A 13,956-nucleotide genomic window follows, 5' to 3' on the forward strand; every position below is an offset into this window, starting at 1 on the left:
AATCATTGAGGTGTGCAACTCTTCAATGATGTTTTGAAAATAGCTAAAAAATACTGTAACATATAAAGTAGACGAATCCCCTTCCAATAATATGGAAGGGGATTTCGTCATTGGTTGTGTTCCTTTATTTTAATAATTGCAGCACGGCTTGTGGATTCTGATTGGCTTGAGCCAGCATTGCTTGAGCTGCTTGGGTTAAAATATTGGACTTGGTCACACCTAACAATTCTTTGCTCATATCGGCATCGCGGATACGAGACTCAGCAGAGTTTAAATTTATAGCGGAATTGTTTGTGTTATTCAGTGCATGTTCCATACGGTTCTGGAGTGCACCATATATGCTCCGGTAATTAGTTACCTTGCCTAGAGCTCGGTCTGTTTGGGCCAAGGCTTGGTTAGGATCTGCTGGCGGCAATAGTCCCATATTGGTGAGTCCCAATCCCTCAGCCTTTACATTGAAGAGAGGGATATATACGGATTGACCTTCGTTGGCGCCCATTTGGATGTCGAGGTTGGGCGGTCTATAATCGATGTCCGTAATGTCCGTAACAATGGTGGTATCAATATGCTTGATTATTTCCGTTTCACGGGTAAATTCGAACACATCCATGTTTAAAGAAAACGGCCCGTAGGAGAAACCTAAAGTTATGCTTGAACCGCCAGGGATTGTAAAATCCCAATCGAAATTAATTTGGGGTTGGCCCCCAACTGGGTTATTTACTACCAGCTCCGTCGGGGATGCAAAACCGAGTGAATCATCAAATATGATGGCAGCGTTAGCGTTGGTCCCATTCATATTAAACGTGTTTCCTGACGGGGAAGTATATGCGTTACTTCCAGCAGGCAATGGATTACCACTCGCATCATAGATTACAGAATCAACTGGGGGATCCATTACATTGCTGAGTTTAAAACTGGAGTCCGCAGGGTCACCATTATTGATGACATATTTAATTTCCATGGAGTTATCGGGCAATATGGTTCGGAATCTCGTTATGGACAAATTGGTTCCAGGAAACCACATATGGTCCCAAGCCGGAACGGTTCCTTGGTTACTGCGTGAGGTATATTCTAAGGCCCTCGTGCTTCCGTTGACTTCTATGTTTTCAAGCATTGAACCATAAAGATCAGCAAAGCTTTCCGGACCGAAGCTGGTTTTGTTCATGCCAACGGAGTACCAATAGCTGGGTTCGGAATATTTAGGGTCATTAGATAGCTGCAGGCTTTCATGGACCGTAGTGGTTGTATCTGTTACAGTCGTTGTGTTGGTGTCGACCGTATATTCGTTGTATCCCTCTCTTGAATCAGGTAAAACAATCGGTGTAATGGTACTTGAATTGGAAAGGGTATTGCTTGTTACTGATGTATCTATACTGCTTACGAGATGCCTTGGTTCTTCGGACTCCCCAGGTGGCTTGTATACTACGGACTTATGTATTGTTGTTGCTGGAGGCGGATCGCTAACGGTATGGACGGTATTACTGTTGGAACGATCGGCAAGTATTTCGTAATCGTCTCTCGCTAATAAGTTGATGGTATTAAACTCTGTTTTTGTTGAAATGCTGTCGATTTCATTCGTAAGCTGCCGTATTTCTTGGTCAATCATTTGCCGATCCTGATCAGTGTTTGTATCGTTTAAACCTTGAATGATCAGTTCTCTTTGTCGTTGCAAAATGCTGGTTATTTCATCGAGCCCCCCCTCTGCGGTCTGTAAGACCGAGGTGCCGTCCAGAATGTTTCTGGATGCTTGGTCCAGCCCCCGGATCTGGGCTCGCATCTTTTCGGAAATTGTCAAACCTGCTGCATCATCCGATGCTTTATTGATCCGCAATCCCGAGGATAATTTCTCCATGCGACTCGAACCGGCCTTCGAGCTTTCCTGTAATCGTCTTAGCGTGTTTGAAGCCGCCAGATTATGTGAAATGATCATGTTTTTATACCTCGATTTAAAATGGATATTTTGATTTATTTTACCATGTAGCCATAAATGTGTCTAATAACATAAGGGTTTGAAACATTAACGCAACCTTTTTAGGCTGCGTTCTTTGGGATGGGGGACTGAATTGACATTGAAATTTAAAGGTGGCTACCAATTTTCCTCCTTTTAATCCTACACCCACCCTGTAAACTCCAATATGGAGGCTTTCGCGGATTGCACTTCGGACTGGGCGCCTTTGCGCCATTCCTTCGGCGATTTCCCCATAAGCTTGGAAAAGCAGCGATTGAAACTGGAAATGGATTGAAAACCGACTTGTTCGGAGATCGAAAGAATGGAAACATCCGTAGTTTTTAATTGCTTGCAGGCTTCTTCAACTCGGGTGCTATTTAGGAAATCGAGAGGTGTGGTGCCCATGATATCATGAAATTTTCTTCGGAAATGAGTAGTGCTAAGGTGGCACAGATCAGCCAGGAAATCGATGGTGATGGGCGACATATAGTTTTTGGTGATATACTCCAGAACCGGAGAAATGACAAAATCACCTTTCAGATTATGCTGTGTTTCTTGATCTGCCAAGGGTTCACTTTGGGAATGGATTCGCAGGAGTTCGATATAAAGGGATAACAATAAGCCATAGGCACTTTCCTGATAAAGAGGATTTTTCTGCTTTAATTCCTCTACGACAGATGTCGCAAGAGTATAAATCTTCGGATGTTCCTCCCTGTTTAATATGCAGTTCAATCCCTTAATCGCTCTCAAATTGGGTTCAAAGTTACTGTAGGAACTGCTCTTAAACGATTGTTGAAAGAGGTCATCGGGCGAGAAAAAGAGATAAGACCATAAGCTGGCTTCATTGGGTGAACTATACGTTGTATGAGGAAGATATCTGGGGATAAAGGTCACATCACCGGCTTTAAAAGGTACAGATTCACCTTTAATCTCCATCATGCCGCTATCTGAATGACAAATACCAATCTCCAGATGGTTGTGGAAATGAAGATGTTCACTTTTGATATCAGAGATTTTCCAACGTTCACCGCTTAACAGCAGAATAGGAAAGTGGATTGGCAAGCTATAGTGGCGGTACTCAATAATAGGCTGCTTTTTTCTGGGCACATTCGATAACTCCCATTCATAAATGATTGAAATTGCGCAGTTTTGTTGCGAATATGCTTAGATTGAAACTATTTTACTGCGTACAATGGAATAAGTAAAGCGTTTTCAAACCAAGGACGGACAGCTCTCAAGCGCATTTGGGGGCGTGTGCGCCAGGAGAGGGGAATCACCGATGCTTCAAGTGAAATATGACAGAGAAGAAATTTTAAGAGTCATTGATAACGTTACCCAAAAAACACTGGCGATGGATTTGACGTGGGACTGGCCTTGCGGTGTGGCATACTATGCTGTAACCAGAGCTTATCAAACGACAGGGAATAAAGAGATTTTGGACAAGCTTGTCCAATGGGCGGATGAATACATCGAGCTGGGCTTGCCGGACTGGACCGTAAATACATGTGCCATGGGCCATATGCTGATTACTCTATATGAAGAAACAGGGAACCAGAAATATTGGGATATTGTAATGAGCAAGGTGGATTATCTTCAAAATCATGCACTTCGCTTTGGAGACAATGTGCTGCAGCATACGGTATCTGTTGCCAATGATTTTCCGGAACAGGCTTGGGCGGATACCTTGTTTATGGCGGCATTTTTCCTGCTCCGTGTAGGAAGCAAATTAAAGGATCAGGAAATGATCAAGGATGCGCTGAATCAATATTACTGGCATATCAAATACCTTCAAGATCCGAGCAGTGGTTTCTGGTACCACGGCTACAATAACGTGAACAAGGATCACATGTCCGGATTATATTGGGGGAGAGCGAATGCTTGGGGCGCCTATACGATGTCGCAAGTAAAACCACAATTGAAGGACTGGTATCTCTATCCACAATGCATGGACGTGGAGTGCTCACTGCGGGATCAACTGGCAGCATTGAAGCTGGTTCAGACCGAGAATGGCTTGTGGCGCACAGTATTGGATGATGTGGATTCCTATGAAGAGGTGTCTGCTTCCGCTGGTATTGCAGCAGCCATGATCAATAACGGCAATCCATTGCATACCAAATATGTGCAAAAGGCATTGGAAGGCATTCTGAACCATATTAGCGAAGACGGACGTGTACTGGGTGTATCGGGTGGTACAGCTGTAATGAAAGATCGGGAGGGATATCGCAATATTCCAAAAGACTGGATACAGGGCTGGGGTCAAGGTCTGGCGCTCGCTTTCCTGTCCGACATGTTGAAATAGGGAGGGAACCAAGTTGTCCAAGCCAATGAAAGGCTCCTTTACGCTACCCGGTGAATCCGGTTATGAGGCACTGACGTTGGAACTTGCAGAACGGTGGGGTGCCGACGTGATTCGTGACAGTGACGGCACACAATTGTCTGATGAGATTATTAACGCCGGGTATGGCATCTATTCGACCATTTGCATCATCCGGGATCATAACGAGTGGGCATCCCGAAATCCCGATAAGCTGCAGCAATGTTTTCTAATTACAAATCCGAAGGTAGCTGTACAAGATTATGTATCTTTCTATCTGATGGAGGATTTTTTTGCTGAACAATTCAGAGTGAATGATTCCAAAGAGGCATTTAAGTATTGGCAGGTCTTTGACCGGACAACCGGGGAGGAAGTGCCAAGAGCACAATGGAATTACGAAAGGGAATCCGGCCATGTGGTTATTACCGGAATTGTCCCTTGGCATAAATACACGGTAAGCTTTATGGTCTACCGGATCTGGGAAGAGATCTCGATGTACAATCACACGACAAACCATTGGGACAAGGAGCACCTGATGCAGATTGATCCAATCTATCCGGAAACGCAGACATATCTGCTGGACTGGATGGAGAACTGGTGTCAGCAGCATCCGGAAACGACCGTGGTCCGGTTCACCTCATTATTTTATAATTTCGCCTGGATCTGGGGCAGCGACGAGCGGAATCGCCACCTCTTCTCAGACTGGGGTTCATACGATTTTACGGTGAGTTCAAGAGCACTTGATCTGTTTGCCAAAAAAGTTGGATATTCGCTCTCTGCCGAGGATTTTGTAAATGGCGGTAAATATCGCGTGAGTCATATCCCGGCGCAGCAGCGCAAGCTGGACTGGATGGCATTTATCAATGATTTTGTGATCGAATTTGGGAAAAAGTTAATTGATATCGTGCATAACCACGGCAAGCTGGCGTATGTCTTCTATGATGACAGCTGGGTTGGCATGGAGCCTTACAATGACCGCTTTCAGGAGTTTGGATTCGACGGGATGATTAAATGTGTGTTCTCCGGTTATGAAGCAAGGATGTGTTCAGGTGTTAGCGTGGATACCCATGAGATTCGGCTGCATCCCTACCTGTTTCCGGTTGGCTTAGGCGGACTTCCTACCTTTAAGGAGGGCGGAGACCCCACGTTGGACGCCAAAAAGTATTGGATTAATATAAGGCGCGCTTTGCTCAGAGAGCCAATTGACCGGATTGGATTGGGTGGCTATCTGCATCTGGTTGAGCCTTACCCGGACTTTTGCGATTACATCGAGAAGATTGCGGACGAGTTCAGGGGAATAAAAGGATTGCATCTAGATGGCAAGCCCTATCATGTTAAGACGAGGATAGCTGTTCTGCATAGCTGGGGAAAATTAAGATCGTGGACATTGTCCGGTCATTTCCATGAAACGTATATGCATGACTTGATTCATGTGAATGAAGCCTTGTCGGGCTTACCGGTTGAAGTGCAGTTCATTGATTTTGATGACATTCGTCAGGGTGTTCTACAAAATATAGATGTCGTAATCAATGCCGGCTCTGCCGGTTCAGCATGGAGCGGGGGAGAGCATTGGAATGACCACCAGTGTGTGGATATACTGACCAAATGGGTGTATGAAGGCGGTACTTTTATTGGCATCAACCAGCCATCAGCGGTAGAAGGGTACGACAGCTTTTTCAGAATGGCACATGTTCTTGGGGTGGATGAGGATACAGGTGCCAGGGTGGTTCATGGAAAATGGACGTATGAAACTCGAGATGAGCATGGTTTGTTACCGGAAGGAGCCCGCATAGCGCCAAAACATAACATTTATCTTACCGATGGATCGGCTGCTGTAGTGGATGAAACGGATGGGATGATCACATTGTCTACACATGACTTCGGTAAAGGAAAAGGAATCTACCTGCCTTCCTTCGTTTTCAGTTGGGAAAATACAAGACTACTGCTGAATCTGATTCGCTTTGCAGGTCATGAATTCCATGATTCGAAGTACATCACGGATAACTTATTGACAGAGTGTACTTATTATCCAGATAGTAAAATATTGGTCGTCATTAATAATAGTGATCAGGTTCAAACCACGACAATTGATACGGACTATGGAAAACAAACCGTGGAATTAGATCCGTATGACACCCGGATTACCCATATTGGCTTGATACAATCGGTCTAGGAACGAAAAAGGCAAATAATAAGACGTTCGGGATGAATTCGTTGAATTCCTGAAGCGTCTTATTTTTGCAAGATGTAGTGCACAGCCCACAGCTGATCCTATTTAAGTGGACAGGCTGTGGTTGTGAATCTCAACCTATATCGCTATGGAACTCTTTATCATTCTTTATATCTAATCCTCCCGACAATCCGGTTATTGCACCTGCCAGAGGGTTGGTGTTGCCGAAGGAATCCAATCCACTTGAGATTTGTGTGTTAGGAGGCACTTGTACGTCAAACCATTGTAGCTGACGATGGTACCCACTGTGTACTGGGTGTTGGCTGCCCATGCAGGTGCAGTTGAAGCAGCTGCTGTTTTACCGCTGACCGTGCTTGCAGCTGATTGGTTGCCTGCCGCGTCAACAGCATAAACCGAGAAGTTATAGGTTGTGTTCGCTTCAAGATTAGTTACCGTATAGGACGTTGCCGTCCCGGATGTTGTTGTAACTAAAGTAGAGCCGTTGTAAATTTTATACCCTGTCACACCTACATTATCCGTGGATGCCGTCCACATCAGCTGAATGCTGGAGGCGGTTGGTGTTCCCATCACATGCAGCCCGCCTGGAGATGTGGGTGCGGTAGTGTCGTTTGCAGGAGGTGCAGTTGTGGTAACGCTTACAATATTACTGGCTGCAGATTCGTTGCCTGCTGCGTCGACTGCTTTGACCGTAAAGGTGTAAGCCGTGCTTGCTGTCAGCCCTGTTACGGTATAGCTTGTAGTTGTGCCGGATACATTCGCTATCAAGGTAGTCCCGTTGTAAATTTTATACCCTGTTACGCCTATATTATCTGATGAAGCTTTCCACGATAAGGATGTACTCGTAGCTGCAGTTGCAGTTGCCACAAGTGAAGCTGGAGGTGTTGGTGCCACAGTGTCAACCGGATTTGTCCCGGAAAAGTTCACGTCGATGACGTTATAGAAAGCATTGGAAGTATCCGCAACCTCCCAGACTGCTAGGATAACATGATAACCACTGCGTTCTGGTACGTTGCATGAGTTGGTGTAACTAAATGGAGGTTGGCTGCCATTATAGGCGACGGAACAGAACGGTGTCAGGTCAAGCGAATCACGAGATAGAGGTGCATTCGGATTCCAGTTCGTTTTCGTAATATAATATTTCCAGCTTGCCGTTGCATGGTTCGCTGTCAGTTTCCAAGTAAACGTATTAGTGCCACTAGACATATTCACTTTTGACCAACGTGCAGCGGACTGCTCATCGAGCTTGGGGAAGGCGCCATTGGCGCTTGCAATATGGCCGTCCGCAGGTCCTGCAGATGGGAAGCCCTTAGGTGCTTCCAGGCTTTGGGGCTCATACACAATACTGCCGCAATCCTGGTTGACTCCCGAAGCACACAGTGCAGCTCGGCTCGCCGGTCCTTCTACGTAACCATGTGACAACGCTTTTGGACTGTTGAAGAGCATGCTTACCGTTGTAAGCACCAGCAGACAGCAAATCAATACTAACTTGGAAGACGGTAAAATGAATCTGAACATTCGATAGCCTCCTGTATCATTTTTTTTATATAAACTCATGTAAGAGCTTATATCGTAATTAAGGAAGTGCTATACCAGATATGGATATCGTTTGATAAAGAAATCGATATACGGGAATTTCTAAAGTTATTGTAAAGGACGCAAATTCGCCGAACAAGGATAAATTCCAACGATTTTCCAGTTTTTCAACACTTAAGAGGCATATAAAAGGCTTTTGTCGAGAGAGCATCTCTCAACAAAAGCCTTTATTTCCGACTGGATTGATAAGTTAATTCGCTATAAACGAACATTGATATAAGGACATAAAAAAACAACCATTCAACGCTCCTTGGTCGGTTAACATTATATCGAGCTTTATCTGCCGCCCATATCCGCCGAATCACATCAGAGCCTTCCACAGCCAGCATCGGATCTCGGGTTCATAGTCGAATATTACCGGATTGTCCAGAACCATATCCACAGTATAAAGTCTGAAGTGATTTCAAGGTCAAGGCTGGGAAGATCATTTGTGTGCATAAACGAGGCGAAATGAATTCAGTTAAGCATTTACTCGATTAAATATATATTCTGGAAAATAAATTAAAAATATACTATGTTATAGATTGATAGATGAAGGGATCATTTATCTATAAATATAGTGTGATGATCATATCAAACATAAGGAGCATACATATGTTCAATCAACCGATGGCTTTACGTTCAGTGCTCAACCCTAAATATCTGGAGTTTGCATTGAGAGATCAGTATGATATCGGACCATGGGAAGAATGTTTGTTTTGGCTGAGAGGGTTAAATGATACCTACCGGGTACGCACATCTACTGGCATGTATATTCTTCGTGTCTACCGTACTGAAATTACGGAGGCTGATGTTCAGTACGAACTATCCCTGTTAACTCAATTAAAGAGCATTCTAGGTTCAGCTCCACACACCGATATTGGAGAGTACATCGAGAAGATAGATCGCAGCGGATACACCGTACTGGATGCGGCAGAAGGCAGACGGATGGCCGTAATGTTTCGCTACATCGAGGGGACGGAGAATAACCTTGAGGATGAAGAGTCATGTTACAAATTTGGTCAATCTGCCGCTGAATTGCATAAGGCCATGGATCAGGCGGTTGCAGAGCTGCCAAGATATGAGTTGGATACGAAGTTTCTCATTGACGGGCCTCTTGAACGAATCATTAATTACATCGGTGAGAAAAATGAAGCATCATCATTTCTACATACGTTTACTACGGAGTTAAAAGAACGCATCGCTACCGTTTCCAGACAAGGTTTGGACTTTGGATTATGCCATGGCGATATGCATGGAAACAATAACGCTTTTCAACAGGGTAATCAGTTTATCCATTATGATTTTGAATGGGCGGCTAAAGGCTGGCGTTCCTACGACCTGGCACAAGTGAAGGCTCGGAAGAGACAGTCTGGTGAGCAAAAAGAAGTGTTATGGAGTGCGCTTCTGAAGGGCTATCGTTCTATTCGAAGTTTTTCTAAACAAGATGAAGAGGCTGTAGATCTATTCATTATTGCTCGCAGATTTTGGGTTATGGGTCTGGATGTTGCTTTTATTGAGAGTGATATGGGGGCGCTGGATTACGGCTCGGATTGGCTGAACAGCTTCATTGAGGAATTTCGTGACACGAATATCGTGGAGTAGTAGTATCTAACAACCATGATGGAATCAAAGAACGAAGGCCTTCTGGAGGATTCCAGAGGGCCTGTTTATTTTGCATAAATACCCTAGTTCGATGAGGACGAAGCAACGACGGCAGCCGACGTTGCAGCAGCGGCTGTTGCGGCCTGTTGGGCAATGATAATGTTGGTGATGCTGGTGGAGACTGTCGTGGTCAGAACACCGTTTCGCAGATCCTCTACATATTGCACCGCCACCAGCGATGAGGAGAGCAGCAGCAATTCCTGTTTGCTGATTGACCACGCTCCAAAGCCCTTCTGGGTGCGCAACCATTTATACGTTTCCTCGACTTGTTCCACTAGCGTATCTCTGTCAGCAGGCAGTAGGGAGAGGATCCCAAGAGAGGACAGGGTGTAGGTCTTATCCAATTGTATCCCCCGTCTGCGGAATGCCTCATTGAACGCCAGCACGTGAGCGGCCGCCTCTGGATTGTCATTTCCTAGAACCAGCACCTGCGTTAATGCCTGCACGCTATTGCCCGGCGAGAACTCAGGTTTTAGTTCAGCATAGAGCTGGTCCATACGGGTCACACCGGATTCGACATCCAGATCAGAAAGGGCCAACATGGCAGCGAAAATATAGTCGTCCTGTCCAGTAAGAAAGCGGTGTTGGGCTTTCATGTGATCATAGAATGCTTTGGCTCGTTCGACCTTATGCTCGAATTGGTCAGGCGTCGTGTGAGCTGCAATCTGATAGGCGGCAATAACCAGAAAATCGGACGTACGAAATTTAATTTTTTTCATCAGATCATAGATAAGGAGAGTGTCTTCCAGTTTCTTTTCCTGATCTGTCGTAAGCGAGAGCATGGTGGCAATACTGATCGCCGAATTTCCCCGGAAGGCCGAAAAGAGGTTCGTGTTTTGCTTAATCAATTGGTGGCTTTGACGGATGGCTTCGCCCTCGGCTATTTTATTTTCGGCTGCATATAGTAGGGCTGCCAGGCGATGCATCATCGCGTTTTGCCACTTGAATGATTTTTTGATGATCTGTGTGTTGGAAACGAATAATTCGACTCGTGCTGCATGTTGCTCTTGCATAAGCAGACCTCCCAAGTGATAGGACCTTTTCCCCAGTTTACGTTCAATCCATTTAATTGAAAGAAATGGTATAGGATACGGAAGGGTACAACGTAGTGGACGCTGGTACGCGTTCTACCACAGTGATCAGAGTGCCAGGATTGTAGTAGGCTGAACCGCCGTTGTAACTGTTGTTGCTTACGATGACTGTTCCGAGGTCGATTGTCGTATTATTGTAGCTCCAGTAGTAGTGCAGTTGAAGTGCATTGGCTGCGGAGGCTGCAAGTTTTACGCTTGTACCTGTGGTTCTGGCATTCGGGAGAATGTAGGCGTATCCTTGACCAGCAGTGAGCGTATTGGAATAGCTGCTTCCATAACTTACGATGGCGGGATTAGCTGATGCGGTCAGGCCAAACATAAGGGATATGCCCATAAAAAACACAAATAATGTGCTGCTTAGTTTTTTCATCGATACCTCATCCTTTCAAAATGAAATGTTTTAAGTAAGCTCACTAAAACGAAAACCTTTTCGAAAGTGGACTGAGACATCCTCCTTTTTTCAGTTTATGTTAGCGTTAACATTCCTGACGGGTATAATATATACCAATTAAAATACAATTGTAAATAGTGGTTTAAATGACAGAAGAGTTTGGACGAATTATAATCTTTCACGGCGACATAGAGTGTTTCATTTCCTTTCTACTTCTTTTCAATATGTTATATGTTATGATATTTGCATCTTCAAAAGTTTGGTTGAAGGGGCATAGCGTATGAATCCGAGCATACAACAGTTTAAAGCGGATTTTTTCAAAGCGTTGGCGCATCCGATGCGAATTCAGATTCTGGAGCTTTTGAGCGATGGGGCGAAAAATGTGAATGAACTGCAAAGCATTCTGGGGTCGGAAGGCTCCGCCGTCTCGCAGCAGTTGGCTGTATTGCGCAGCAAAAACGTTGTCCACGGATTAAAAGAAGGAACGACAGTTACTTATTCGCTTCGCGATCCTTTGATTAAAGACCTGCTTGCCGTTGCTAAAAAGATTTTTGACAATCATTTGGTTGATGCCATTTCCATGCTGGAAGACATTCGAAAAGATACTTAAACACATTAAACAAGAGGAACCGGAAACAAGTTCAGGTAACTTCTTGTTTTTTGCGTTTTATGAGGGTAACTGTGTGAGCATTACGATTGACAGAGAGCACAGACGGGAGTAGTCTTTTTATTATATTCAAATATTCAAATATATAAAGAAAAGAAGGTTATGAGAGATGAAATGGATGGGGAGATTTGCAGGATACAATGCTTCCGCTGTCCGCAAGGATCTGTTATCCGGACTGATTGTGGGTATTATTGCGATCCCGCTCGGGATGGCGTTTGCGATAGCTTCCGGAGTCAAACCCGAGTATGGTCTGTACACAACGATTATCGCGGGTGTTCTCATTTCCTTGCTGGGAGGGTCCAAATTCCAGATTGGTGGTCCAACGGGTGCATTTATTCCGATCCTCTTCGCCATAGTCATGCAATATGGGTACGAAAATCTGCTGATTGCCGGGATGATGGCCGGATTAATGCTTGTACTTATGGGCGTTTTCAAGCTTGGCGCGTTGATCAAATTTATTCCAAGACCCGTGACCATTGGATTTACGGCAGGTATTGCTGTGATTATTTTTAGTGGGCAAATTGCGAATTTTCTGGGGCTGAGCGGCATCGAGAAGCACGAGGATTTCTGGTCCAATATGAAAGAAATCGGTGTTCATATCTCTACGATTAATATATACAGTTTGTTGACAGCTGGAATTTGTCTGGTTGTTCTTTTGCTTGTGCCAAAGTTTGCGCCAAAAGTACCAGCCTCGCTGCTCGGTCTTTTTCTATCCACCGTCGTGGCTACGCTATTTTTCAAGGATCAGGTGGCTACGATTGGCTCGACCTTCGGTGTTATTCCAGGAGCGCTACCCCAGTTTCATATTCCAGAGATCACATGGGCTCGTGTGGTGAGTTTGCTGCAGCCCGCTTTTGTCATCGCCATGCTGGGCGGTATCGAATCGCTTTTATCAGCTGTTGTCGCGGATGGCATGACCGGGAGCCGTCATAACAGCAATCGGGAGCTGATTGGGCAGGGGATCGCAAATATGGTGACACCGCTATTCGGCGGCATTCCAGCAACTGGGGCCATTGCGCGTACGGCAACGAATATTAAATCCGGTGCAGTATCACCATTTTCTGGCGTTATTCACGGCGTTGTTGTGTTGTTGGTGCTTGTTCTCTTCGCTCCATATGCTTCCCACATCCCACTTGCCAGTATGGCCCCGGTGTTGATGCTGGTTGCCTGGAATATGAGTGAGCGGAGATCGTTCGTACATGTAATGAAAACCAAAACGAGTGATTCACTCGTACTACTTATTACCTTTTTGCTCACTGTTTTTACGAGTCTAACCACCGCTGTGGAAGTGGGACTGATCCTGGCGGTCCTTCTATTCGTGAAGCGCATGAGCGAGATGCTGAAGGTTGCCAAAGTGCTGCCTGATCCTGATCACAAGCATGAGAAGGTTATGGCGCATATGGTTCATGAAGGACATGATTGTCCGCAGATCAGTATGTACACGATTGAAGGCCCTTTGTTTTTTGGGGCGGCAGATCTGTTTGAGAAATCGGTGATAGATTCGGTTCATCAAAGACCAGGTATTCTGTTGCTCCGTATGGGGAAGGTTCCTTTTATGGATACAACAGGTGAAGCCAACCTTGCCAGTATGGTGAAGCACTTTGAGCGATGCGGTGGCATGATACTGTTTTCAGGCGTTCAGGCGCAGCCCTTGGAGATGATGAGGAGAACGGGTTTAATGGAGCGCATTCATCCGGATCACATGTTTGAGCATACCGGTGAAGCCATCAATTATGCATTACAGCATCTGAATCACCAGAAGTGCCTAGGCTGCAAGCATTTTGCTTTTCGTGAATGTGCTGTGTTGTCGCGAGAAGATGCCGTTGCTAAACGGCAAAGTTTGATGGAGCCTACCTCTATATAATCTGGACTTATCGTTCTGTTCGAAGTTTTTTACACGAAGGGAATTGGACGAGTATTTGCGTCTATATATGATGGTGATGGGGATGCTAACTTGTTGTACGGTTTGATTAAGAATATTGAGGCAAATGAGTATTTACGGGGACAAACATTGAATGTTCTGGTTTTGCATGGCCTGTTTTTCGATGAACCCGCTTCCTTACATTCCTTGTTGTATTTCTGCAGAACATCTCGTACAATTTGGTGAAGCAATTCTG

The 13,956-nt window shown here is 45.0% G+C and carries 10 protein-coding genes; 5 read left to right on the forward strand and 5 right to left on the reverse strand.

What is annotated here, in order from left to right:
- Window positions 1-124: 124 nt before the first annotated feature.
- Together MHB49_RS04765 and MHB49_RS04770 are read right to left on the reverse strand one after the other, a co-directional pair.
- Entirely contained in the window at window positions 125-1,930 is a 1,806-nt protein-coding gene (locus tag MHB49_RS04765; RefSeq protein WP_405155230.1) for a flagellin, read from the reverse strand.
- A gap of 180 nt (window positions 1,931-2,110) precedes the next feature.
- Window positions 2,111-3,055 carry a helix-turn-helix domain-containing protein gene (locus MHB49_RS04770; protein ID WP_405155231.1) on the reverse strand — a complete coding sequence of 315 codons (945 nt, stop codon included), beginning with the start codon at window positions 3,053-3,055 and terminating at the stop codon, window positions 2,111-2,113.
- Between the two features lie 172 nt (window positions 3,056-3,227).
- On the opposite strand from MHB49_RS04770, the gene MHB49_RS04775 reads away from it, so the two are divergent.
- Both MHB49_RS04775 and gnpA read left to right on the forward strand, forming a co-directional pair.
- The gene (locus MHB49_RS04775) at window positions 3,228-4,247 is read left to right on the forward strand and encodes a glycoside hydrolase family 105 protein (protein ID WP_405155232.1); all 1,020 of its coding nucleotides are present in this window, start codon (window positions 3,228-3,230) and stop codon (window positions 4,245-4,247) included.
- Between the two features lie 13 nt (window positions 4,248-4,260).
- The gene (gene gnpA, locus MHB49_RS04780; protein WP_405155233.1) at window positions 4,261-6,435 is read left to right on the forward strand and encodes a 1,3-beta-galactosyl-N-acetylhexosamine phosphorylase; all 2,175 of its coding nucleotides are present in this window, start codon (window positions 4,261-4,263) and stop codon (window positions 6,433-6,435) included.
- A gap of 192 nt (window positions 6,436-6,627) precedes the next feature.
- Here gnpA and MHB49_RS04785 read toward each other — a convergent pair whose 3' ends face one another.
- Window positions 6,628-7,968, reverse strand: a complete 1,341-nt coding sequence (locus MHB49_RS04785; RefSeq protein ID WP_405155234.1) for a lytic polysaccharide monooxygenase — start codon at window positions 7,966-7,968, stop codon at window positions 6,628-6,630.
- A 672-nt stretch (window positions 7,969-8,640) separates the two neighbouring features.
- On the opposite strand from MHB49_RS04785, the gene MHB49_RS04790 reads away from it, so the two are divergent.
- On the forward strand, window positions 8,641-9,630 hold the full coding sequence (locus MHB49_RS04790; RefSeq protein WP_405155235.1) for a phosphotransferase: 990 nt from the start codon (window positions 8,641-8,643) through the stop codon (window positions 9,628-9,630).
- A gap of 83 nt (window positions 9,631-9,713) precedes the next feature.
- Here MHB49_RS04790 and MHB49_RS04795 read toward each other — a convergent pair whose 3' ends face one another.
- Together MHB49_RS04795 and MHB49_RS04800 are read right to left on the reverse strand one after the other, a co-directional pair.
- Entirely contained in the window at window positions 9,714-10,718 is a 1,005-nt protein-coding gene (locus MHB49_RS04795) for a DUF4003 family protein (RefSeq protein WP_405155236.1), read from the reverse strand.
- A gap of 37 nt (window positions 10,719-10,755) precedes the next feature.
- Window positions 10,756-11,151 carry a hypothetical protein gene (locus MHB49_RS04800; RefSeq protein ID WP_405155237.1) on the reverse strand — a complete coding sequence of 132 codons (396 nt, stop codon included), beginning with the start codon at window positions 11,149-11,151 and terminating at the stop codon, window positions 10,756-10,758.
- A 301-nt stretch (window positions 11,152-11,452) separates the two neighbouring features.
- Here MHB49_RS04800 and MHB49_RS04805 point away from each other — a divergent pair, with 301 nt between their 5' ends.
- Window positions 11,453-11,782 carry an ArsR/SmtB family transcription factor gene (locus MHB49_RS04805; RefSeq protein ID WP_405155238.1) on the forward strand — a complete coding sequence of 110 codons (330 nt, stop codon included), beginning with the start codon at window positions 11,453-11,455 and terminating at the stop codon, window positions 11,780-11,782.
- Window positions 11,783-11,948: 166 nt separating this feature from the next.
- Window positions 11,949-13,703, forward strand: coding sequence for a SulP family inorganic anion transporter (locus MHB49_RS04810; RefSeq protein WP_405155239.1), 1,755 nt, complete (start codon window positions 11,949-11,951; stop codon window positions 13,701-13,703).
- Window positions 13,704-13,956 lie beyond the last annotated feature (253 nt).

The sequence above is a fragment of the Paenibacillus sp. FSL K6-0108 genome (assembly GCF_045040695.1).
GTDB lineage: Bacteria > Bacillota > Bacilli > Paenibacillales > Paenibacillaceae > Paenibacillus > Paenibacillus pabuli_B.